Annotated in this window: 22 protein-coding genes; 5 read left to right on the top strand and 17 right to left on the bottom strand. The window is 64.9% G+C overall.

Annotation, left to right across the window (positions count from 1 at the left end; genetic code table 11):
- Positions 1-2,973, top strand: a 2,973-nt coding sequence (locus VFB18_RS09435) for a sarcosine oxidase subunit alpha family protein (protein WP_324974063.1), incomplete at its 5' end; no start/stop codon positions are given.
- Complete coding sequence (locus VFB18_RS09430) at positions 2,966-3,577, top strand: sarcosine oxidase subunit gamma (protein WP_324974061.1); 612 nt, start codon at positions 2,966-2,968, stop codon at positions 3,575-3,577. The genes VFB18_RS09435 and VFB18_RS09430, both read left to right, overlap by 8 nt.
- Positions 3,578-3,579: 2 nt before the next feature.
- Here the strand turns inward: VFB18_RS09430 and VFB18_RS09425 are convergent, their stop codons facing one another.
- The 7 genes from VFB18_RS09425 to VFB18_RS09395 all read right to left on the bottom strand — a co-directional run bounded on the left by VFB18_RS09425 (position 3,580) and on the right by VFB18_RS09395 (position 8,046).
- Positions 3,580-3,765, bottom strand: coding sequence for a DUF6496 domain-containing protein (locus tag VFB18_RS09425; RefSeq protein WP_324974058.1), 186 nt, complete (start codon positions 3,763-3,765; stop codon positions 3,580-3,582).
- 77 nt (positions 3,766-3,842) lie between these two features.
- Positions 3,843-4,469 carry a hypothetical protein gene (locus tag VFB18_RS09420; RefSeq protein ID WP_324974055.1) on the bottom strand — a complete coding sequence of 209 codons (627 nt, stop codon included), beginning with the start codon at positions 4,467-4,469 and terminating at the stop codon, positions 3,843-3,845.
- A 41-nt stretch (positions 4,470-4,510) separates the two neighbouring features.
- Positions 4,511-5,560 carry a hypothetical protein gene (locus tag VFB18_RS09415; protein ID WP_324974052.1) on the bottom strand — a complete coding sequence of 350 codons (1,050 nt, stop codon included), beginning with the start codon at positions 5,558-5,560 and terminating at the stop codon, positions 4,511-4,513.
- 148 nt (positions 5,561-5,708) lie between these two features.
- The gene (locus VFB18_RS09410; RefSeq protein ID WP_324974049.1) at positions 5,709-5,936 is read right to left on the bottom strand and encodes a hypothetical protein; all 228 of its coding nucleotides are present in this window, start codon (positions 5,934-5,936) and stop codon (positions 5,709-5,711) included.
- Positions 5,937-5,964: 28 nt separating this feature from the next.
- On the bottom strand, positions 5,965-6,204 hold the full coding sequence (locus VFB18_RS09405) for a hypothetical protein (protein ID WP_324974046.1): 240 nt from the start codon (positions 6,202-6,204) through the stop codon (positions 5,965-5,967).
- Complete coding sequence (locus tag VFB18_RS09400; RefSeq protein ID WP_324974043.1) at positions 6,201-7,505, bottom strand: DEAD/DEAH box helicase; 1,305 nt, start codon at positions 7,503-7,505, stop codon at positions 6,201-6,203. Before VFB18_RS09400 ends, VFB18_RS09405 begins: the two co-directional genes overlap by 4 nt.
- 292 nt (positions 7,506-7,797) lie before the next feature.
- Positions 7,798-8,046 (bottom strand): hypothetical protein, encoded by a 249-nt coding sequence (locus VFB18_RS09395; RefSeq protein WP_324974040.1) that lies wholly within the window; start codon positions 8,044-8,046, stop codon positions 7,798-7,800.
- Positions 8,047-8,188: 142 nt separating this feature from the next.
- Between VFB18_RS09395 and ybaL the strand changes: the two genes are divergently transcribed.
- Entirely contained in the window at positions 8,189-9,940 is a 1,752-nt protein-coding gene (ybaL, locus tag VFB18_RS09390) for a YbaL family putative K(+) efflux transporter (RefSeq protein ID WP_324974038.1), read from the top strand.
- 24 nt (positions 9,941-9,964) lie between these two features.
- Here the strand turns inward: ybaL and VFB18_RS09385 are convergent, their stop codons facing one another.
- Positions 9,965-11,317, bottom strand: coding sequence for an NAD(P)/FAD-dependent oxidoreductase (locus VFB18_RS09385; RefSeq protein ID WP_324974035.1), 1,353 nt, complete (start codon positions 11,315-11,317; stop codon positions 9,965-9,967).
- Positions 11,318-11,547: 230 nt separating this feature from the next.
- Here VFB18_RS09385 and VFB18_RS09380 point away from each other — a divergent pair, with 230 nt between their 5' ends.
- Positions 11,548-12,087 (top strand): hypothetical protein, encoded by a 540-nt coding sequence (locus VFB18_RS09380; RefSeq protein WP_324974033.1) that lies wholly within the window; start codon positions 11,548-11,550, stop codon positions 12,085-12,087.
- 138 nt (positions 12,088-12,225) lie between these two features.
- Here the strand turns inward: VFB18_RS09380 and VFB18_RS09375 are convergent, their stop codons facing one another.
- The 4 genes from VFB18_RS09375 to adh form a co-directional block, all read right to left on the bottom strand.
- Positions 12,226-14,367, bottom strand: coding sequence for a CocE/NonD family hydrolase (locus tag VFB18_RS09375; RefSeq protein WP_324974031.1), 2,142 nt, complete (start codon positions 14,365-14,367; stop codon positions 12,226-12,228).
- A 272-nt stretch (positions 14,368-14,639) separates the two neighbouring features.
- Positions 14,640-15,473, bottom strand: a complete 834-nt coding sequence (locus VFB18_RS09370) for a response regulator (protein ID WP_324974029.1) — start codon at positions 15,471-15,473, stop codon at positions 14,640-14,642.
- 122 nt (positions 15,474-15,595) lie between these two features.
- Positions 15,596-15,976 carry a DUF779 domain-containing protein gene (locus VFB18_RS09365; RefSeq protein WP_324974026.1) on the bottom strand — a complete coding sequence of 127 codons (381 nt, stop codon included), beginning with the start codon at positions 15,974-15,976 and terminating at the stop codon, positions 15,596-15,598.
- A gap of 374 nt (positions 15,977-16,350) precedes the next feature.
- Positions 16,351-17,871: an aldehyde dehydrogenase gene (adh, locus tag VFB18_RS09360; RefSeq protein ID WP_324974023.1), complete on the bottom strand. Its 1,521-nt coding sequence runs from the start codon at positions 17,869-17,871 to the stop codon at positions 16,351-16,353.
- 176 nt (positions 17,872-18,047) lie between these two features.
- Between adh and VFB18_RS09355 the strand changes: the two genes are divergently transcribed.
- Complete coding sequence (locus tag VFB18_RS09355; RefSeq protein WP_324974022.1) at positions 18,048-18,251, top strand: hypothetical protein; 204 nt, start codon at positions 18,048-18,050, stop codon at positions 18,249-18,251.
- A 25-nt stretch (positions 18,252-18,276) separates the two neighbouring features.
- Here the strand turns inward: VFB18_RS09355 and VFB18_RS09350 are convergent, their stop codons facing one another.
- The 5 genes from VFB18_RS09350 to VFB18_RS09330 all read right to left on the bottom strand — a co-directional run.
- The gene (locus VFB18_RS09350) at positions 18,277-19,260 is read right to left on the bottom strand and encodes a zinc-dependent alcohol dehydrogenase family protein (RefSeq protein ID WP_324974066.1); all 984 of its coding nucleotides are present in this window, start codon (positions 19,258-19,260) and stop codon (positions 18,277-18,279) included.
- 150 nt (positions 19,261-19,410) lie between these two features.
- Entirely contained in the window at positions 19,411-20,784 is a 1,374-nt protein-coding gene (locus tag VFB18_RS09345; protein ID WP_324974019.1) for a TRAFs-binding domain-containing protein, read from the bottom strand.
- Positions 20,785-20,811: 27 nt separating this feature from the next.
- The gene (locus tag VFB18_RS09340) at positions 20,812-21,216 is read right to left on the bottom strand and encodes an Ivy family c-type lysozyme inhibitor (protein ID WP_324974016.1); all 405 of its coding nucleotides are present in this window, start codon (positions 21,214-21,216) and stop codon (positions 20,812-20,814) included.
- A gap of 29 nt (positions 21,217-21,245) precedes the next feature.
- On the bottom strand, positions 21,246-21,851 hold the full coding sequence (locus VFB18_RS09335) for a hypothetical protein (RefSeq protein ID WP_324974014.1): 606 nt from the start codon (positions 21,849-21,851) through the stop codon (positions 21,246-21,248).
- Positions 21,848-22,481: zinc metalloprotease (locus VFB18_RS09330; protein ID WP_324974011.1), on the bottom strand; the 634-nt coding region annotated here is incomplete at its 5' end. The genes VFB18_RS09335 and VFB18_RS09330, both read right to left, overlap by 4 nt.

The following is a 22,481-nucleotide window of genomic DNA, read 5'->3' as shown; positions in this document are numbered from 1 at the left end:
GCGCAAGCCCACCGTTTGGCGGCCGGCGGCCTCATCGACCGCAGCCGCACGCTCTCCTTCACCTTCGACGGCGAGGACCTCATCGGCCATCCCGGCGACACGCTCGCCTCGGCGCTCCTTGCCAACGGCGTCCGCCTCGTCGCGCGCTCGTTCAAATATCATCGCCCGCGCGGCATCCTGACCGCGGGCTCCGAGGAGCCGAGCGCGCTCGTCGAGCTCCGATCCGGCGCGCGACGCGAGCCGAACACCCGCGCCACGACCATCGAGCTCTACGACGGGCTCGACGCCACGAGCCAGAACCGCTGGCCGTCGCTCAAATTCGATCTGCTCGCGGTGAACCAGCTCTTCGCGCCTATCTTCGGCGCCGGCTTCTACTACAAGACCTTCATGTGGCCGGCCTCGTTCTGGGAGAAGGTCTATGAGCCGGCCATCCGCCGCGCCGCGGGCCTCGGACGCGCCGCTGGTGCCCCCGATCCCGATCATTACGAGAAGGCGAACGCCTTCTGCGACGTGCTCGTGATCGGCGGAGGACCGGCGGGACTCTCGGCCGCGCTTGCCGCCGCCCGCTCAGGCGCGCGCGTGATCCTGTGCGACGAGGATTTCCGCCTCGGCGGCCGCCTGTTGTCCGAGCGCTATGAGATCGACGGGCGCCCGGCAATCGAGTGGGTCCAATCCGCCAAGGTAGAGCTCGAAAGCCTGCCCGACTGCCGCATCATGCCGCGCACGACGGTGGTGGGCGTTTATGACGGGGGTACCTATGCCGCGGTCGAGCGCGTCAACGACCACCTTCCCGTACCGCCGGAGCACGAGCCGCGGCTCAGACTGTGGCGCATCGTGGCCAAGCGCGCCGTTCTCGCCGCGGGTGCCATCGAACGCCCGGTCGTATTCGGCGGCAACGATCGGCCGGGCGTGATGCTCGCCGGCGCCGTGCGCGCTTACGTCAACCGCTTCGCCGTGGTTCCCGGGGCCCGCGCGGTCGTGTTCGCCGCGAGCGACGAGGCTTTCCGCACCGCAGAGGACCTGGCCGAGGCCGGGGTTGAGGTCGCGGCGCTCGTCGATGCACGCCGCGGAGGCTCGAACTCTGTGCGCAAGGCGGCTGAAGCGGCGCGGGCGCGCTACCTCGACGGCGGCTCTATCACCCGCGTGCGTGGGCGCCAGGCGGTGAGCGGTGTCGAGATCGCGCGCGCCGACGGCGGAACTGAGCGCCTCGACTGCGATCTCATCGCCATGTCCGGCGGCTGGAACCCGACCATCCACCTCACCACCCACCTCAACGGCAAACCGCAATGGAACGAGCAGCTTGCCGCGCTCCTCCCCGGCAAGCTTCCGCCGGGCATGAGCGTCGCGGGCGCCGCCGCCGGCGATTATGCCCTCGGCGCCTGTCTCGCCGGCGGGCAACGGGCGGGAGCGGAGGCCGCCGCCTCATGCGGGTTCTCCGTCAAGCCGAGCGCCGTTCCCGCAGCCAAGGAGGAACCGCTCGCGGCAAGCCCGCTCTGGCAGGTCGCGAACACTCGCGGCAAGGCCTTCGTCGATTTCCAGAATGACGTCGCCGTGTCCGACGTGAAGCTTGCCGTGCGCGAAGGCTTCCGCGTCCCGGAGCATCTCAAGCGCTACACCACGCACGGCATGGCGACCGACCAGGGCAAGACCGCGGGCCTCTCGGGCTCCGCTGTGCTTGCTCAAGTCACCGGTCGCTATATTGGCGCGGTCGGCACCACCACCTTCCGCCCGCCTTACACTCCCGTCGCGATCTCGGCCTTCGCCGGCCACCATCGCGGCCCCGATTTCCGGCCTGCGCGGCTTGCCCCCTCCCACCGCTGGGCCGAGGAGCAGGGCGCGGTCTTCGTCGAGACCGGGCCCTGGCTCCGGGCCGCCTACTACCCGAAGCCGGGCGAGGAGGCGCAAGCCGCCGTCAACCGCGAGGTGGCGAACGTGCGCGAGCAGGTCGGCATCTGCGATGTCTCGACGCTCGGCAAGATCGACGTGCAAGGCACAGATGCCGGCCTCTTCCTCGACCGCGTCTATGCCAACACTTTCTCGACCCTCCCCGTTGGCAAAGCGCGCTACGGGTTGATGCTGCGCGAGGACGGCTTCGTGCTCGACGACGGCACCACCGCGCGGCTCCGCGAGGATCATTATTTCGTCACCACGACCACAGTGAACGCAGTGAAGGTCATGCAGCATCTCGAGTTCTGCCAGCAATGCTTGTGGCCGGAGCTCGACGTGCAGATGGTCTCGGTGACCGAGCAATGGGCGCAGTTCGCCGTGGCGGGGCCGCGTGCGCGCGATGTGCTTCAGCGCGTGATCGATCCCCCCCACGACATCTCCAACGAGGCTTTCCCCTATCTTGCCGCGGGGGAGGTGAGCGTCTGCGGCGGAACGCCCGCTCGGCTCTTCCGCCTCTCCTTCTCGGGCGAAATGGCTTACGAGATCGCGGTCCCTTCGTCCTTCGGCGATGCGCTCGTGCGCGCCATCATGGAGGCAGGCGCGCCGTTCGGCATCGCGCCCTACGGCACCGAGGCGCTCGGCGTGCTCCGCATCGAGAAGGGCCACCCTGCCGGCGCCGAGCTGAACGGCCAGACCACGGCCCACGATCTCGGCATGGGCAAGCTGCTGTCGGCCAAGAAGGATTTCATCGGCCGCTTCATGGCGCAGCGCCCGGCGCTCACCGATCCGTTGCGGCCTTCCCTCGTGGGATTGAAGCCGATCGAGGCCGGCGCGCGAATCCGCGCGGGCTCCCACCTCCTGCCGCAGGGCGCGGAAGCGACCGCCGCCAACGATCAGGGTTACGTCACCTCGGCCGCCTTCTCGCCCTCGCTCGGCCATTGGCTTGCGTTGGGTCTTCTGTCGCGCGGACCTGAGCGTCACGGGGATATTGTGCGCGTCTACGATCCCGTGCGCGGCGGCGATCTGCTCGCAGAGGTCCGCCCGCCCTGCTTCATCGATCCGGAAGGAGCGCGCCTCCGTGTCTAGCCCTCTCAAACCGAAATCGGCGCTCGACGGCCTTGCGCGTCCCGGCCGCTACGGCCAAAGCGATGGCGAGCCGGGCGTCGTCATCGCCGAACGTGTCGGACTCGGCCTCGCCACGGTCGCCGCGCGCAAGGGGAGGGCCGATGCGCTGCGGCAAGCGGTTATGGAAGCCCATGGCGTCGATCTGCCCTCCACATCGCGCATCGTCCAAGGACCGGACGTAGGCTTCGTCGGCTACGGGCCGGGCCAGTGGCTCGCGATTTCTGAGAGCCTCACGGGCGGAGTGCTCGCGCGCGACCTGTCTGAAAAGCTCAAAGGTCTTGCCTCGATCTCCGACCAGAGCGGCGGCCGCACCGTCGTCAGGATCACCGGTCCCCGCGCCCGCGACGTTCTCGCCAAGGGATTGCCTATCGATCTCGATCCGCGCCTGTTTCCGCTCGGCAGCGCAACGACGAGCATCATTTCACATATCGGCGTGCAGCTCTGGCAGACCGACGATACGCGAAGCTACGACATCGCCGTATTCCGCAGCCTTTCGGAGAGCTTCTGGCGCTGGCTCACGGCGTCAGCCGCCGAATATGGCTACGCGGTCGAAGCGGCCCGCTAGCCTCAGCTCGCCTTCTTCTTGGGAACTTTCTTGCCTTTCTTGCGCGCCTCCGACAGCCCAATCGCGATCGCCTGCTTGCGGCTCGTCACCTTCTTGCCGCTCCGGCCGCTCTTGAGCGTCCCGCGCTTCTTCTTGTGCATCGCCCGCTCGACATCCTTCGAGGCTGACTTGGAATATTTCCGTGCCATGTCGAAACTCCTCTTGCACTCGACGAAGAAACGTCGCGCCACAAGAGGAGTTCCGATTCTTGGCGGCGAACCCCCGGTTAGACCGGCTTGATGTTGACCGCCACCGCCCGCGTCACCAGGAGCACCACGCTGTCCCCGACCTGGATCTGATCGAGGCCGGGCACACTAGGATCGACGAAGATGGTGCGCGTCTTGCCGTTGGTTCCGGCGAAAGTAATCAGCCGCTTGTTGTAGTTGATGTTGGCGACGGTGTCGGTGATTTCGATGGTGGTGAAGTCGGTGTCGCCGCTTGGGTTGACCTCGACCCAGTCCTGCTCGGCCACCGTCGGCGCGTTCATGTTCATGCCCGCCTCTTCCTCGCGGCTGATGGCGTTGTCCTGGTTGATGGGCGCCCCCGCGAGCTTCTGCAGCGAGGTCGCCACCTCCTGCGAATAGGTGACGGTGACCTTCTCCCTGACCTTGATCGTCTCGATGTTCTGCACGTCGGGCCCGAGCTTGATGACCATCGTGTTGCCTTCCGGCACGGCGACGGTCAAAAGCCGGTTCGTGACATCGATCGCCTCGACCGTGGCGATGGCCGTGATGACGCCGCCCGAGGCGGCGATTTCGACTTCGGCCTTGGCCGCGCCGCCGAAGAAGACGGAAAGAGAAAGGGCAAGAGCGGCCGCAAGCATGCCTCTGGCCGGAGCGAACAGCACCTTCATGACACTACCTCCCAGACTGACATCGATTGTGACTTGCGAGGTCACCAGCGGAAACTAACACCCATGATCGGTCCGTGCTGCACGAAATCGAGAATGTTCTTGCCGTAACGGCTGTCCTCGCTGAAATCGACCGATAGCGCGCGATAACCGATCACGCCGTGATAGGGCGTCCCGCAAATGGTGGAGTCGAATCCATAAGCCGCGACCACCTGCCAGGAGAATTGGCTGCCGGCACCAAATCCCCCGACATCGCCCTCCAGGCTTAGCTCCTTGGTCGCCCCCATCTGATGGCGCACCCTGAACCCTACGAACGGGTCCCACCAGTCGATGTCGCCCGAGCGGTCGAAGGCCAAAGCCTTCTGCACCTCGATATCGATTACATGCTCGGCGGTAATGGTGCTTTGCAGCAGCTTGGCGCCGCGCCGATTGAGCTTGAATCCATGGGCCGCGAGCACGCGCCTAAGGATATCCCGCGGGTCGACCGTCACGTCGGCGGCGAGCTTGACCTTGAGATTGCCTTGCAAGTGCGCGTCGACGTCGAAATTCTGATTCCAGTAACGCGCGCCTGCGAGCACGTCCAAAGCGGTGCGCGACTGGCCCGACGACCACTTGGCCACCTCGTAAGCGGCGCCCGACTGGACGATCAGCGATTGATAATCGGCTTGAGCGTTCGCTTTGAGCGAGAGATTGGCGTCGGCGCTCACCACCACATTCGGAAGTTTGGCGGGGCGGAATGACCCTGAGCGATCGAAGTCATCATGGGCATGGCCGGGAAAACCGAGATCTTCCCACACCACGTCGGTGAATAAGGCGAATGGACCCTTCCGCGCCTCGAAATAGCTCATCCAGGCAAGCAGCGAGTCGCTCTTCTCGAGGATGTCGATGAAACTCTCGTTGATGTCGACCTTGTGCCCGTGGACAGTGGCGCTGCCGTTGACGCTCGTTGCCCATGCATAAGGCGTGAAACTGAACTGCCAGCCATTGCCCCGTATGGCGGTTTGCGACTCTTCGGCAAGCGCAGCGCCGGGCGCCGCCAGCATCGTGGCAAACGCAAACGCCACGGCAGTCCATCTGCCGCGCAAAACACGCATCGGCCGCCCCCTGCCACTCCTTGAGCCGAGCCGGGCCGCTCTTTCGGCGGCTCTGGCCTCGTCAACTTAGCGCAGCGGAGCGCCTGGCGGCGGTGCAGCCCTGCAACACAGCCCAAGATTCGGCATACGAATCTTTGAATCGGAGGAGTTAGCTTTTGGGAGACCTGGAGATCGACTTGATGCGGCCCCTCGGCCTGCCGGACATCTCGCCTATCTTGCGATCCTGAAGCTCGACGAAGGCGCGCGCCGGCGCATCGCCGTTCAAACCGCCGAGCTCCGTGGCCGGGACCTTTCGGTTGGAGGATCGGCTGCCATCTTCGTAGATGACATCGAACAGCACGAAACCGTTCGGTTGTGGCTGCTGTTTCTTGGCCATGCCGTCAACTCTTCGGTTTCTCGACGGGTCAGGTCTGCTTGGAGCGCCGAGGCCTCGGCGGCTTTGGGCGAGAAGCTGTCGCAGCAGAGGCGGCCTGTTCCGCCGTTTCCTTGGCAAGGCGAAGCTCGCGAAGTCGCGCCGTCTTGAGCGCCAGCGCCTCGTTCTCGCGCTCACGTTCGAGCTTGAAGTCCCACTCGCGCTTTTTGGTCTTGCTGAGGAGTGCCTCAGCGTTGCGCCTTGTCGAACTGCCGGAAGATTGCCTGCTCATCGATGCTCTCCTGAGTAGCGATTGCCACGATCGCGCCCTCGCGCGGGTGCCGCGAGCATAGGAATCTCGCCGATGTGCGGACTGCGCGTTCGTACTCGTGCCCGGGCCTTCGAAGGAGGCTGGTGGCGCCTCTCTGCGCCGGCGGCATCCCGCGGCGCCTCGGCGAATCCGAGACGATGCGCGGCGACGGCGACTTGGCGCTGCATGAGCCGCTCGATGGCCTTGAGATAAGGCCGCTCGTTGTGATCGCAGAAGGACACTGCCGCGCCTCCAGCTCCGGCCCGTGCCGTGCGGCCGATGCGGTGGACATAGCTCTCTGGCTCGTTCGGGAGCTCGTAGTTGATGACGTGCGAAATATTCGGAACGTCGATGCCGCGGGCGGCGATGTCGGTCGCGACGAGCACGCGCACCTTGCCGGTGCGGAAGGCCTCGAGCGCGCGGACCCGCGCGTTCTGTGCCTTGTTGCCGTGCAGCGCGTCGGCCGAGATGCCCGACTGGCTGAGCTGCTTGCATACCCGGTCGGCGCCGCGTTTGGTGCGGGTGAACACGAGAACCCGCTCCTTGGCGGGATTGGCCAGCAGCTCGTCGAGCAGCGCCCGCTTGTCTTTGGCGGAGACGAAGTACACGCGCTGAGCGATACGATCGACCGCAACCGTCTTGGGCGACACGTCGATGCGCATCGGCTCGTGCAGAATGTCATTGGCGAGCTTGGCGATGGCCGGCGGCATGGTCGCCGAGAACAGCAGCGTTTGGCGCTTGCCTTTGCAGGCGGCGACGACTCTCCGCACATCGCGGATAAAGCCCATGTCGAGCATGCGGTCGGCCTCGTCGAGGACCAGGATCGAAACCTTGTCGAGTCTCACGTGGCGCTGATTGAAAAGGTCGAGCAGCCGTCCCGGCGTGGCGACGAGAATATCGACGCCCGCCTTGAGCGCTTTAACCTGGTGATGCTGGTTGACGCCGCCGAAAATGACTGTCGTGCGAAGCGGCAGCTTCTTGCCGTATGCTGTGAATCGCTCGCCGATCTGACGAGCAAGCTCGCGCGTCGGCGCAAGCACGAGCGCCCGCGGCGCGCCCCCCGACCGCTCCACCGGCTCAAGAAAGAGACGATGCAGGATGGGAAGAGCAAAGGCAGCGGTCTTACCCGTCCCGGTTTGGGCGATGCCGAGCAGATCGCAGCCCTTGGTGAGGAGCGGGATGGCCTGCGCCTGGATCGGCGTCGGCTTGAGATAGTTCTCGGACTTGAGCGCAAGTTGCAAAGGCTCGGCGAGGCCGAGACCGTCGAATGAAGATGGTGTCACTACGTTTCCTTATGGCCGTGCCGCCTGACTCATGAACAAGCATGGCTCGAAGCGGGGGCCTTAGTGCCTCGCCCCACGCGCTATCTGGGGGCAGACGAAGAGAGAGGAATTGTCTCGGGATGAGACGCCGCAACAGGTGCGGCAGCTACGCGCGATCGCGAGCAATCGATGTAGCCGGAACATGGAGGCAGCGCGGCGACATGTCAAGAAAGAAGCGTCAAATCGGGTTAAGAAATGAGGAATTTCAATTTGTTCGAGGAGATTCAGCGCGTGCGCCGAGCCGCGCCGCGTCTTACCCGGCCTTGCGCCGCCGCAACGGATACTTGTCGCTGTCGTAGAGGGCGCGGATGCCGAAACCGTCGAAGCGCTCTTCGTTGACCTCGAGCGTGCTGCCGAGCAGAAGCTCGGGCGGCAGCACCTCGACGGCATATTTGATCGCCTCGGCGGCGTTCTTGAAGCGCGTATAACGCATCGGCCGCTTGCCGGTCTTGCTCGAGCTCGAATAGAGCTCGGCGGGAGCTTTGTAGTTGAACGCGCTCACCGAGATATTAAAGCACGGAGCCGAAGGCCAAGCCAGCCTCGGCGAAACCGAATTCCTAATGTTTCGTTGCCGCTAGGGGTTGTCCGCGCGCCTGATCGTTGTCAGGTTGCTGGAACAGCCGATCCGAGCCGAAAGCTTGCTCATGCCGCATGTGTCCCCTCTGGTATCGACGCTTGCCATAGCCCTCGGGCTCGCCTTCGCTCTGGGCGTCGTTGCCAATCGCTTCAAGCTGCCGCCGCTCATCGGCTATCTGATCGCCGGAATCCTGATCGGGCCCTTCACGCCGGGTTACGTCGCCGACCAGGGCATCGCCGATCAGCTTGCCGATGTCGGCATCATTCTTTTGATGTTCGGCGTCGGGCTTCATTTCTCGCTCGAGGATCTCCTCTCGGTCCGCGCCATCGCCATTCCGGGCGCGCTGGCTCAGGCGCTCGTCGCCACGCCGCTCGGCATCGCCGTCGGCTGGTGGCTCGATTGGACGCTCGGCGGAGGTCTGGTCTTTGGCGTCGCGCTGTCGGTGGCGAGCACCGTGGTCCTGCTGCGTCTTCTGCAAGAGCGGCGCCTGGTCGAGACCGAGCGCGGACGGATCACCGTAGGCTGGCTCGTGGTGCAAGACCTCGCCATGGTGGTCGTACTCGTGCTGCTGCCGGGGCTCGCCGGTCTGTTCCGCGGCGCGGATGCCGCGCCCGACCTCGTACAGGTTCTCCTCGAGGTCGCCTACGTGCTCGGCAAGTTCGCCGTCTTCGCGGTCATCATGCTAGTCATCGGCAGGAAGGTCATTCCCGGCATCCTGCACCACGTCGCCCATACCGGGAGCCGCGAGCTGTTCCGCCTCGCCGTGCTCGCCATCGCGCTCGGCATGGCTTTTGTCGCTGCGACCCTGTTCGGCATCTCGCTCGCGCTCGGCGCCTTTTTCGCCGGCATGACGCTGAGCGAATCGCGCCTGTCGCAGCAGGCGGCGCAGGAATCGCTTCCCCTGCGCGATGCCTTCGCGGTCCTGTTCTTCGTTTCGGTCGGCATGTTGTTCAACCCAGCCATCGTGGTCGAGGCGCCGGTGGCGTTGCTTATCACCGTGTTCATCATCCTCGTCGCCAAGTCGGTCGCCGCCTATCTCGTGGTGCGCCTCTACGACCATTCCGCTGGAACCGCGCTGTTCATCGCCGCCTCGCTCGCGCAGATCGGCGAGTTCTCCTTCGTCCTCGCCGGGCTCGGCTTGAGCCTCAAGCTTCTGCCCGAACAGGGCCGCGACCTCATTCTCGCCGGCGCCATCATTACCATTCTGGCCAATCCGCTTCTCTTGGCCGCGCTCGATGTGATGCTTGCTCGGCGCGAGAAGCCGCGGCCGGGAGAGGCTGGCGTCGCCCGCCCAGAGCCTTCGCCGACGCGCGAGCCGATCCGTCCGACGAGCCTCAAGGACCATGTCGTGCTGGTCGGGCACGGCAGGGTAGGGAGCTTCATCAGCCGCGTGTTGCGCGAAAAGGCGCTTCCCGTCTTTGTCATCGAGGACGACGACGACATGGTCGCTGAACTCCGGGCGGAAGGCGTGGAGGCGCTGTCAGGCAACGCCGCAGACCCCGAGATTCTGAAAGCCGCCAATCTCGGCCAGGCGCGCTGCCTCTTGGTCGCCATCCCTGATGCCTTCGAGGGCGGCCAAGTGGTGCAGCAGGCGCGCGCCGTCAATCCCGCGCTTCTCATCCTTGCCCGCGCCCATTCTGAGCCTGAGATCGCGCATCTCATGAAACATGGCGCGAGCCTCGTCGTCATGGGCGAGCACGAGATTGCCAAGGCGATGCTCGCGGCAATCGAGACGGGCGCCGGACCCGCGGCACGCAGCGCCGCCGAGACCGCAGCGTTGGCAAAGGCCGGCCTGGCCGCGAAGCATGCCTCGAGCTGAGGTACACCCCCGGAGCGCTGACCGCTAGAGCATATGCTTGATGTCCGCCGAGAAGGTCGGATAGGCGTAAATGAAGTCGCGGACCTGCGCGGCCTTGATCCCATGCTTCATGGCAAGTCCGAAAAGATTGATCAGCTCCTCGCCGGCATGGCCGACGAAATGGGCGCCGATGATCGCATCGCTCTCCTCCTCGACGATGATCTTCGACCAGGCGGCCGTCTCGGCGAATTGTCGCGTTGAGAACCAATATTCCATGTCGTTGACTTGCACCCGGGTCCTAAGGCCCTTCTCCTTGGCCTTGGCCTCCGATAGGCCGACCGTGGCGAGCGCGGGCACGGTGTAGACGGCGGTCGGCAGGGCCGAATAGTCGGGCTTCTGCCTGGGTCCCTCGACGATGTTCAGCCCGACGAGCTTGCCTTCATAGGTCGCGAGCGGCGAAAGTTGCGGTGGCCCCGAGAGCACGTCGCCGCAGAGATAGACCGAGGGGTTGGAGGTCGAGCGCAAAGTCTCGTCCACCATGACGCGGAAGCCGTCATGGGCGATATTGCCAGCATCGAGATCGAGCGCGCCGACATTGGCGATGCGTCCGGCCCCGTTCACCACACGGTCGCTCTCGACAGTCATCTCCTTGCCGTCCACCTCGAAGACGGTGCGGAGTCGCGTGGCGGTCTTCTCGATGCGCTTCACCTTGACGCCGGTGTGAACGTCGATGCCGATGCGCACGCTTTCTTTGCGCACCTGCTCTACGGCGTCCGCATCGAGCGCGGGCAGAAGCCGCGGCAGGACCTCTAGGATGGTGACCTTGGCGCCGGCGCGGGCATAGACATGGCCGAACTCGAGTGCGACCACGCCGCCGCCGACGAACAGCACGCTTTCAGGCAGCTCCCGCTCGCTCAGCACCTCATCTGATGTAATCATCAGCTCGGCACCTGGAATAGGCAGAGGCCTCGGCGTGGAGCCCGTGGCAATGACGATGTGCTTCGCCTCTAGCCTGCGCCCGCCCGCTTCGACCGCGTTCGGCCCGACGAACTTTGCCGCCGCGCGGACCAATTCGACGCCGCGCTCCTGAAGCGTCTCCCCGAGGGAGTCGGGGATGCCCGAAATCATGTCCTTCTCGCGGTCGATGAGTGCGGCCCAATCGAGTTTAGGCTTGCCAACCTCGATGCAATGCACGTGCGCCTGGCCGATCTCGTGCATTGCATGCGCCGCGGCGACCAGCACCTTCTTCGGCGTGCAGCCGCGATTGGGGCAGGTGCCGCCGAGATCGCGCTGCTCGATCATGGCCACCTTGAGCCCCGCTTTTCGTGTCGGCACGGTGACGCCGAAGGCGGCGTTGCCGCCGCCCACGATCACCACGTCGAACGCTTCGCGCGCCATCTGTCGCCCTCAGGTCTCGAGCGCGTCGATTGTCACGGCGGGGAAGGGCGAACGCCATACACAAAGGAGAGAGCGGGCGTGATGCCGGCGTGATACGGGTCAGACGGGAGTCGATGGCTTCGCGAACAGCGTCACAAGCGGCTGAACAATAAAGCGAAACGTAACGTTAGGAACTCGTGACAAATGTGTTGCGTTCTTCCTGCATCATCAGTCGCGACGGGGTCTGCACCATGCGCAAGACTGCTCTGCCTTCAGCGCTCTCCCTCGTTCCGTGCTGCGTTCTACTGGTTGTCGCCACGACGCCTGCCGTCTCCGCCGAGGACGCTAACACCGACACCATCGGTCCGTGGGAGATCGAGGCCACCTTCAAGGGCGACGCGTTCGACCGTTGCTCGGTCACCCGCAAGCTCGAGGACGATATCGCCGCGACCTTCGTCAAGACGAGCGGTACGCTTACGCTCGAGCTGTCCTCGCCCAACTGGAAGCTCGATCGCGGCAAGTCCTATCCGGTGAAAATGACGCTCGGGCCAAAGAGCTTCGATGAGGAGGTCGCCGCCGAAGCGAGCTCGGTCTCGATGGTCATCAAGGACGATAGGTTCGCCGCGGCTCTCCGCAGCGCAAGCGCGCTCAACGTGGTCGGCGCGGGCGCCACCATTCACGTGCCTCTCGACCAGAGCAGGGACGCCTTCGACCGGCTCGACCAATGCGTGAGCAAGAACGAAAGGGCAGTGCAAACCAACCCTTTTGTGGCGCCGGCACGGCGGCCGTGACGGCTTCCGTGCCGGAAGGCGAGGGGTGCACCGAGATCAAGCAGGCCGACGGCACCAAGTCGAACAAGATTGCCGAGGCGGTCGAAGACACCAAGCCTGCTGCCGACAAGGCCGACACCGCGAGTCCGGCGAAGCGCGCTAAATCCAAGTCCGCGCGATCACACCCTCGACGGTCTTGGTTCGGAAGGGCTGGTCTTCTGACGGTTCTCGGCCGCTAAAGGTCTTGACGGTGGCGCGATAGCGAAACACGTAGCCGCCCTCCGGCGTCGCCTCGCTCCACACGCTCGTGGTCGTTTCCGAGCGGGCCCTGAAGCCCTGCTCCGGACGCTCCATGATCGTCGTCGATGAGGTGTAGCCCTTGAGCGAGAGGGGGTCGCCGATCACCATCTCGAAATTCTCCTCGGCGATCTGGTCGACCCAGAGTCCCTGGAGCGGGCCGCCATAGAGATATTTACCGCTGTCGAACACCTTGCGCGTCAAGATGCCGGGCTTGCCGTTGATGGTGACGTATTCCACTTTGCGCGTAGTCTCTGCCGGCCGCGCCTCCAGCAAGATCGGCAGATAGTCGTCAGGGTTGACATAAATCCCCGCCGAGGTCGCCGGCAGCAGGGCTTGGGCCTTCTTGTCTTCCTCGCGCGGCGGACGTCCGGGCAAGGTGAGCGCGCTTGCTGCACGGTCATCGGTCTCACCCATATGCAGCGTGACGGTCACCGGCTCCGGCGCCTCCCACAGCGTGGGGTAGAACGAGGGCGAGATCGCGAGCCTGATGCGCCAGCCTTTCTTGAAGCTGTGACCCATCATGTTGAGGGTCAGGCGGAAGGTGAAGACTTCGCCCGGCTCGACGGATTCGGGCGCGCCGAGGTCGCCGCTACGGTCGGCGAGATTGCAGAAGCGGTAGCAGACGAGATGCGAGGCGCCGGTCCTGGGACTCACCTCGCACAGCCTGACGGCAAGCGCCGCGATCGGCCGGTCGGCGGAAAGCGTCAGCGTGACCACCGGTGCGCCGTACACGTCGAGATCCTGGCGCAACGGGTCGCTGTCGAAATAGAGCGATTGCTTGTCGAAGGGCGCCTGATTGCCGGGAAGGTCATCGTTGCCGCATTCGCCCCAGGAGCTCGTCTCGAGCATCTCGGTGTCGAGCACGGGCTTGCCCGAGCTTGCGATCGTCGCGTGCGGCGGCTTTGGACCCAACCGGTTCTTCGGCCTGAGATAGAGCACTGTCTCCTTGATGCGCTGCTGCCAGTAGCCGTCCTCGGCCACCCATTTTCCCGCCTCGTCGTCGCAGGCCGATTTGCTCGGCTCCCTGGAAGCGCCGAGCCAGACCGGAAGTTGCGGCCACTCGCCCTCTTTGGGCGGCGTCTTTCCTTTGAGCCAGCGGTCCCACCAGTAGACGAGGATGTAGTTGAGCCAATCGACGCGCGGCCCCGGATAGCCGTTGAACGGATATTTGTGGCCCCAGGCGCCGATCAGGCCCGCAACCGGTTTGCCGAGCGCGGTGAGCCCAGTCACCACGTGCTCAACCGGATTCTTGTATCCGTCCTGCCAGCCCGACATGATGAACACCGGCACGCCGACATCGCCGTAATGATCGCGCACGGCAGTTGAGCTCCAATAGGCGTCGCGGGCCTGATGTTCGGCCCATTGCTTGAACCAGAAATCGGCATTGTCGATGCGCGTCTTCCACATCTCCTGCCACGCATCGCCGACGATCGCCGGATCCGGCGCCTGCGCGATCCAGCCCCACATCGACGACGGCCAGCTGATATTGTCGAACATCATCGCGCCGCCCATGTAGTGGACGTCGTCGTTGAAGCGGTCGTCGGAGCCGCAGCACACGATCACCGCCTTAAGCGCCGGCGGCCGGTCCTTGCGCGCCGCGACCATCAGCGAGTTGATGGCGCTCCACGACTTCCCCATCATGCCGACATTGCCGTCGCAATTCGGATGCTGCGCGATCTGGTTGATCACCTGCACGCAAGCAAGCAGCTCTTCCTCGGAATATTCGTCGGTGAGCACGCCCTCCGAATCGCCCGAGCCCGGCAGGTCCACGCGGAAGCAGAGATAGTCGTTGTAGGCGAACCAGGGATACATCTTGGCGTCGCCGATCATCGTCCCGTCGCGCCGCCGGTAAGGATTGAACTCGACGATCGCCGGGCATTTGACGCCGGCCTTGGCCGTCTCGGCGTTGTACCAGAAATGGCCGGCGAGCCTGATCGGCGCCTTGCCGGGGAAAGTCACCTCGAAGAACACGTTCTCGGGGTCGGGGACCTTGTCGCGCACCTTGAGGAAGTGCTGCTCCTCGGCGCCTGCGGTGCGCGGGCCGAGGCCGAGCCCCGGCAGCCCGAGCGCGAGCGGAAACGCCGCACTGAGCTTGAGCGCGTCGCGGCGCGAGAGATATGGACGCCTTGTGGACGTAGCCGATCCTCTGGGGCTCGAATGAGGAGGCGAACTATGCCATCAGCGGCAGAAACGGCGCCAGCCCCCTGGCACGCGCGTCCACGGGCAAATCGGGGGGCGATTTGCCGCCGGCAGAACGGGCTGCGGGGCGTCCCTCAGGCCGGGACGGGGAGGGCGACGTATTTGCGGATTTCGGCGAGAAGGCGCGCAGGATCGAGCGGCCTTGGAATGAAGGTCGCCGCCTGGCCGCGGCCGACCAAATCCCGGTTGATCGCGTGCTCGAGCCCGCGCTCGAGTGGCGTACCGCTATAGACGACCACGGGAATATGCCTGGTCGAGCGCGTGCTCTTGATCCTGGCGAGGAGATAATTGCCGCCGCCGTGCTCCATGTCATAGTCGGTGACGATGAGATCCGGCAGGCACCGCAACGCGGTGAGAAAGCCCTGCATGCCACTCGAGGCGTGAATCACCTCAACCGGATATTTCTGCAAGCCTTGCGTCAGCGTCCTCAGTCTCTCGACGTCGTCGTCGACGAGCAGGATGCGCGGGGTGGCCGCCGGCTGCTGAGGGGGCTCGGGCTTGCTCTCGGCCGGCTTGGCGCAGAGAAGCTCGAAGATGAGCGGCTCGAGATTGTCCCAGGTCTCCCCATCCTTGTGGACGTAATAGGCGTTCAGATCTTTGCAGCGCTTTATCGCCGCATCGTCCGAACGCGAGGTGAGCACGATCACCGGCACCTTGGGGAATTTCGGGTCGGCGAGCCGCTCCATGACCCTGAAGCCTTCGACGTCCGGCAGGTTGAGGTCGAGGACGAGAAGCTGGGGCCTTGCCTTGCCGACCTTGAGCACGGCCTTCAGCCCGTCATAGGCGGTTTCCACCTTGAGGCCGAGATGCCGGCAGCGAAGTTCGAGATATTCGACGATGGTCGGGTCGTCGTCGGCGATAACGACGGTTTTGCCGGCGACGCTTGGCTTGGACTGTGCCGCCGACACGGCACTACTCGCGGGATCTGCCGCGCGGATCGCCTGGGAATGAAACCGATTTGACACGGGGCTGTGCTCCGCTCGCATGGAGTCTGCAAGCGGAGCATATGGGCAAAATCCTAACGGCTTCCTTAGCGGAGCGTTAACGAAGCGGAAGCCTTTGCCAACTCGTCGGCCTCTTCGTCGGTGAACACGCGGCTCCGCGTCAAGAAACGCAAGCCTTCCGGCGCTTCGAGGGTGAAGCCGTGGCCGCGGCCCGGCACCACGTCGATAGTGAGCTGAGTGTGCTTCCAATACTCGAACTGATCGGCGTCCATGTAGACCGGGCAGCCGCCGATCTCGCCGAGATAGACGTCGTTGCCGCCGACGCGGAACTCGCCCTTGGGATAGCACATCGGCGCCGAGCCGTCGCAACACCCGCCCGACTGATGGAACATCAGGGGACCGTGCTTCTGCTTTAGCCGCTCGATCAGCGCGAGCGTCGCCTCCGTCGCAAGCACCCGTTCAACCATGTTGGCAGTATAGCGCAAAGCCGGGTCTTGTGCCTCCCTCCTCGTGGAAGGCGCTCGCCTCGGGCTGACCCCAGGGGTCGGCGTCCCGTTCGGGGCTCTGGACCATGGGAGGCGGCCCCAATCGGAGCGAGGCGTCACCGCATCGTTCGGTTAGGGCCGCCGGGCCAGAGTGGCACCCCCTGAACCCGAGGCAACAATTGCACGGCATCCGGGGTGCGGCGTTGAGGTGCATCAAAAAGCGAGAGGCCCAGCACGTCGTTCGTCGCGGGATCAGTCCGCCTGCGTCGCGCCTGCGGCTCACACGCTGGAGGGTCGCGCAAGCGCCGAGGGGCCGCAGGATGGCGGCCCCCCGACAATCGCTGTGGCGACTCGGCCTAGAAGAAGCCGAGCGCCTTCGGGCTGTAGCTCACCAGCACGTTCTTGGTCTGCTGGTAGTGGTCGAGCATCATCTTGTGCGTCTCGCGCCCGATGCCCGACTTCTTGTAGCCGCCGAACGCCGCGTGCGCCGGGTAGAGGTGGTAGCAGTTGGTCCACACCCGGCCGGCCTGGATGCCGCGGCCGAATCTGTAGGCGCGGTTGAGGTCGCGCGTCCACACGCCGGCGCCGAGCCCGTACAGCGTGTCGTTGGCGATCTGGAGCGCCTCGTCCTCGTTCTTGAAGGTCGTCACCGAGAGGACCGGACCGAAGATCTCCTCCTGGAAGATGCGCATCCGGTTGTTGCCCGCGAACACCGTCGGCGTGACGTAGTAACCGCCCGCAAGCTCACCGCTTAGCGAAGCCCGTTCGCCGCCGCAGAGCAGCTTGGCGCCTTCCTTCTTGCCGATGTCGATATAGGACAGGATCTTCTCGAGCTGATCGTTGGAGGCCTGCGCGCCGATCATGGTATCGGCCTCGAGCGGGTTGCCCTGTTTCACCTTCTTTACCCGCGCGATCGCCTTCTCCATGAACTTGTCGTAGATCGACTCTTGCACCAGCGCGCGCGACGGGCAGGTGCACACCTCGCCCTGGTTCAGCGCGAACATGGTGAAGCCTTCGAGCGTCTTGTCGAAGAACTCGTCGTCCTTCGCCATCACGTCTTCGAAGAAAATGTTGGGCGACTTGCCGCCGAGCTCGAGCGTGACCGGGATCAGGTTCTCTGATGCATATTGCATGATGAGGCGCCCGGTGGTGGTCTCGCCGGTGAACGCCACCTTGTTGATGCGCTTGTTCTGTGCGAGCGGCTTGCCGGCCTCGACGCCGAAGCCGTTCACCACGTTGAGCACGCCGGGCGGCAGCAGGTCGCCGACGATGTCCATCAGCACCATGATCGACATGGGCGTCTGTTCGGCGGGCTTCAGCACCACGCAGTTGCCCGCTGCGAGCGCCGGCGCGAGCTTCCAGGCCGCCATCAGGATCGGGAAGTTCCACGGTATGATCTGCGCGACCACGCCGAGCGGCTCATGATAGTGATAGGCGACCGTGTCGTGATCGAGCTCGCCGAGTGTGCCTTCCTGCACGCGGATGGCGGCGGCGAAATAACGGAAATGGTCGATCGCGAGCGGGATGTCGGCGAAGCTCGTCTCGCGGATCGGCTTGCCGTTGTCGATGGTCTCGACCGCCGCGAGCACCGAGAGGTTCTCCTGCATGCGGTCGGCGATCTTGTTCAGGATCTCGGCCCTCTTGGCTGGAGCCGTGTTGCCCCAGGCATCCTTCGCCTTGTGCGCCGCATCGAGCGCAAGCTCGACATCGCCCGCCTGCGAGCGGGCCACCTGGCACACCGGCTTGCCGGTGATAGGGCTGATATTGTCGAAATACTGGCCATCCACCGGGGGCACCCACTTGCCGCCGATGTAGTTGTCGTAGCGCGACCGCAAGGCCACGCGCGCATTCAAAGTCTCAATGACCTGGTGAAGCATCGTTTACTCCCTTGGACGAAGGCCGCTTATTGTTTTTTCAGGGTCAATGCTGCGCCTCCGCCTTGACCTACGTCAAGGGGAACCTACAACTCTGCTGGAGGCCGCGGCCCGGAGCAGGAACGGGGCGGCTGGGGAAGGCGTTCGGCGGTAAAAATCAACGGCCTGGAGGAATCGCGATGGCAAACCAAAGTGGCATTAGTCCGGTGCTCGCTTTTGTGCTCGGGGCGCTCATCGTCGTCCTCATCGTGGCGGGTTATGTCTACTACCAGCGCACCCACCGCGACGTGGTGAAGATCGACGTGCCTGGCTTCCAGGGCGAGATCTCCAAGGACAAGGGCATCGACATCCAGGTGGGTCCGAAAGACCGGCAGTCCCAGTAGTCCAACGAAACAAAAAATCGCGGTCCTAAGGGATCAGCACGGCGGCGCCGGTCAACTCGCCCTTGCGCAGCCGCTCGAGCGCCTCATTGGCCTCGGCGAGCGGCATCGGCACGACCGTGGTCTTGACCGGTACCCTCGGTGCAAGCGCCAGGAACTCGCGGGCATCGTCCCGCGTGAGATTGGCGACCGAGCGCACGACGCGCTCCTCCCATAGGATGTCGTACGGGAAGCTCGGGATGTCGCTCATATGGATGCCGCCGCACACCACCACCCCACCCTTGCGCACCGCGCGAAGCGCCGCCGGAACGAGCGCGCCCACGGGCGCGAAGATGATGGCGGCGTCGAGCCGCTCGGGCGGCGTCTCGTCGGAGCCGCCGGCCCACACCGCTCCGAGCTCGCGAGCGAAACCTTGCGCGCGGTCGTCGCCCGGCCGCGTGAAGGCATAGACCTCGCGCCCCTCATGGCGTGCGACTTGCGCCACGATATGGGCGGCGGCGCCGAAACCGTAGATGCCGAGCCGCCTGCCCGGACCCGCGAGCTTGAGCGAGCGGTAGCCGATCAACCCGGCGCACAGCAGCGGCGCGGCCTCTGCATCGCTATAGCCTTCGGGGATTGGGAACACGTAGCGCGCGTCAGCGACCGTGTACTCCGCATAGCCGCCATCGATCTGATAGCCGGTGAACAGCGGGTGATCGCAGAGATTTTCATGTCCTGAACGGCAGTAATGGCAGGTCCCATCCGTGGAGCCGAGCCACGGCACGCCGACCCGCTCACCGATGGTGAAGCCTTCGACACCCTCGCCGAGTGCCTCGATGCGGCCCACGATCTCATGCCCCAACACGAGCGGAAGCTTGGGATGATCGAGCTCGCCGTCGAACACGTGCAGGTCGGTGCGGCACACGCCGCACGCCGCGACCTTGATCAGCACGTGATGCGGCCCTGGCTTTGGTACCGGCAGTTCGGCCGCTCTGAGCGGCGTCCGCGCCGTCTCCATCACCATCGCCTTCATCGTTGTCGCATCAGCCATTGGCGAGGCTCTCAATTTTCACGTCATCGCCGGGCTCGACCCGGCGATCCAGGGGCCAATTGCTCGGGGAATTTGTTGCCCTGAATGCCCGGGCCAAGCCCGGGCATGACGTGCGATGGAGAAACGGGGACCTCACCCCGCAGCCTTTTGCGCTTCGAGGGCTTTCGCGCGCTCCGTCAGCGTCTCCTCGATCCGCTTGATCCACGCTGCATCCTCGCCGCGGCCCTCGCGCATCTCGCGGATCAACCGCAAATTGCGCGCCGTGGTCTCCAGCTCCCAGGAGGCGCGACCGACGGAAAGCGCCTCGCCCAGCTTCTCCTCGGCGTCGTCCGCATCACGCGCAAGCACGGCAAGCTCGAGCAGCGTCGCGTGATCCCAATAGTCGGGCGCGCGCGCCGCCTTGCGCGCGGCCGAGTAGCGCACCACGGGCAGGATTTCGGCTTGGCGGGGATCGGGCTTCGGCATCATCTCCATGAGCGTCACCGCGTTGATGCCGGGATAGGCGTCGCGCCAATCCGCCTCGAAGCCGGCGAGATAGGCCTCGATCGCATTCTTGAGCAGCGCGCGGGCCTCCGGCAGGCCTTCTTTCTTGGCGAGATCCCAGCGGTCCTTGTAGATGCGGCCGAGCAGCGCGTTCGTCTCGCTCGACGGGCCGAACTCGGCGATCACCTCGGTGAGTACCTTCTCGGCCTCCTGAAAGTGCCCCTCGCGGTTGAGCGCAAAGCCGAGCTGCTCGCGCATCATCTTGGCGCGCTTGAGCGGGAGCGGCATGCGCTCGTAAAGCTCGATCATCGCCCGATAGGCCTTCACATCGCGGAGCGAAAGGAAAAGATCGACCACGACGCCCGACTCGACCTCGAGCAGGTTGGCAAGCGCTGGCTCTGCCGCGACCGCCTGCACCGCGTCCGCGCCCTGTTTTACCGCCTGGCGCAGCCGATCCTTGTATTTCTTCGAGTAGTTGTATTGCGAGCGGAACGAGTCGGTCTTGCTGTGATCGACCTCGATGCGCGGCATGTCCTCGATCAACTGGAAGATCGGGCTGTCGTCGTGCGGGTTGCCGCGCGCGGCGATAAGCTGGTCGGCGATGGCGGCGATGACGGCTTCGGCGTCGACCGGTTCGCCGATCGCGTCCGTCTTGTAGAGGATGCCGCGCAACAGCGCGATGTCGAAGGGCAGCACGGTGCCTTCGCCGAACACGATCACCGTCGAGCGCGGGCGCATGGCGTGGCGCACGCCGAGCTCGTAGAACACGTTGGGATTGGCGCCGGTGATGTCGGCCACGGCGTAGTGGCAAAGCATCAGCCGCTCGAACATCGGCTTGTGGATGGTGCCGCCGATCTTCTCCTCGTCGGCCCTGATCGGCTCGAGACCGGCGCGGGCCACGGCCGGCGCGATGATCTTCTCGTACACCGCGTCGAAATTGGTCACGCGCCCGGCCGTATCGAGCTTCTTGCCGAACGGCATCAGCACGAAGCATAGCGGCGCGAGTTGTTCGAACTCATCCACTGAGCGATCCTTCGGACAGCCGTCGCGTCATTGGTCCATGTTGCCGGTGATCGCGGCCTGGATGCCGGCATCGGGCCTGCCCAGCCATTTCTGGTTCGACCCGGAGACAAGAAGTCCCCACGCCTGTTTGCCCTGCGGCGCGAACAGCACATGGAGCTGATTGTCGCCGCAATCGTGCGCCTTGCACACCCAGCCGAGCATATAGGCTTGGCCGCCGACCGTGACCGTCTTCGACGGCGAGGACGGTCCGTCGAAGGTCTTAGCGTAGCTCGCGACCCAGGCGGGCACCTGCTCGCCTTTGAGCATCGCCTTCCACGAAGCGAGGTAAGCGGGCTGCTTCAGGAGATCGAACAGATAGGGGCCGTCGTCGCCGGCGTAAGCCGCGGGCGCGGCGAGGAGGAGCACGGCAAGAACGAGACGTCTCAGGATCATTGTGACCTCCATGACAGGTTCCCGCGCTCCTATTCTACTCTGCCCACGTCCTTGCAGCCTATGGTCGGCCCGTAGGTGTTGAGCGGGATGTCCGCAAGCTTGTCGCCCGCGACGAGGGCCTCGGTCACCCCCGCCGCGAAGCAATAATAGCGGGCGGCGAGCAGCGTCTGGTCGCGACCCGAGCGGAAGCGTGCCGAACGCGAGATCATATCCATCTGTGCCCGCACCGCATTCGCCACAGCGCGGGCCCGGTCGAGCACGAGAGGCTGCGTCGAAGGGTCGGCTGCGGCGAGCGCGGCGTCGGTTCCCTGGGTGGTCAGGCTTTTGAGCACAAGGCAATTGTCGCCGGCGAGGTAGTCCTTGTAGGCGTCGTCATCGGCGATCGCCGATAAGGCGCTCTCTTGCGCCTCGACCAGCCGATCCGCGGCCTGGCTCAGATCGTTGCCAGCGACGCCGGCGAGAATTGAGGAGACCTCGCTCTGATAGGACTGCCAGGCCTCGGGCTCGATCGCGAACGGGGTTTGGCCTGAGGCCGCCATGACGAGGTCGCACGCGGCGAGGTTCTTGAAGGCGAGGGCCTGCCCCGTGCCCGCGATGACGGCGAGCAGAGCGAGACTTGCGCGGAGGGCGCTCACTCCAATTCTTCGCGCAAGCGCTCGAGCAGCGCCGACCGGTGCACCGCGGGCTGCAACTGGTAGCGGTAATATCCCACCATGTCCTTGATGCGCTGGAACTGGAGCGGGGTGAACTGCTTCATGCAGGCATCGTCGGAATAGTCCATGTAGTTCTCGACCGGATTGAAGCGCGTCTCGTTTTCGCACGCCGACTTCTGCCCGAGCGGGCAGCCCGACGCCGAGTTGGCCTCATAGGCGGTATCCGAGATCTCGTCGCCGGGATCGTTGCAGCCATTCTCGAAGGTGTGGAACAGGCCGCACCAGTGCCCGATCTCGTGTACTGCGGTCATGCCGAGATTGTAGGGCGATTCCTCGGCCGACCCCGGCAGCGACATCTGATTGATGACGACGCCGTCCATCACCGGATAGGCGCCGAGATACCAGGGGAAGGTGGCCCAGCCGAGCAGCCCGTCGGGCAAGTCCGCCGTGTAGAAGTTGAGCGTGCGATCGGGCGCCTTGCCGAGCTCGGCCTTCATCGCCGCTTCCTCCGGCGTCGAGATGCCGACCCGGTACCATTTCGGGTGCTTGGTGCGGTCGACGCTGGCCATCTGGAACTCGAGCAGCGCGGGCTCGTAGACCTGATTGAGCAGC

Origin of the sequence: Methyloceanibacter sp. (assembly GCF_035650995.1) — a bacterium.
In the GTDB taxonomy this organism is placed as follows: domain Bacteria; phylum Pseudomonadota; class Alphaproteobacteria; order Rhizobiales; family Methyloligellaceae; genus Methyloceanibacter.
Note: the sequence above shows the minus strand (reverse complement) of the source record. Positions and strands in the feature narration are given on the sequence as shown.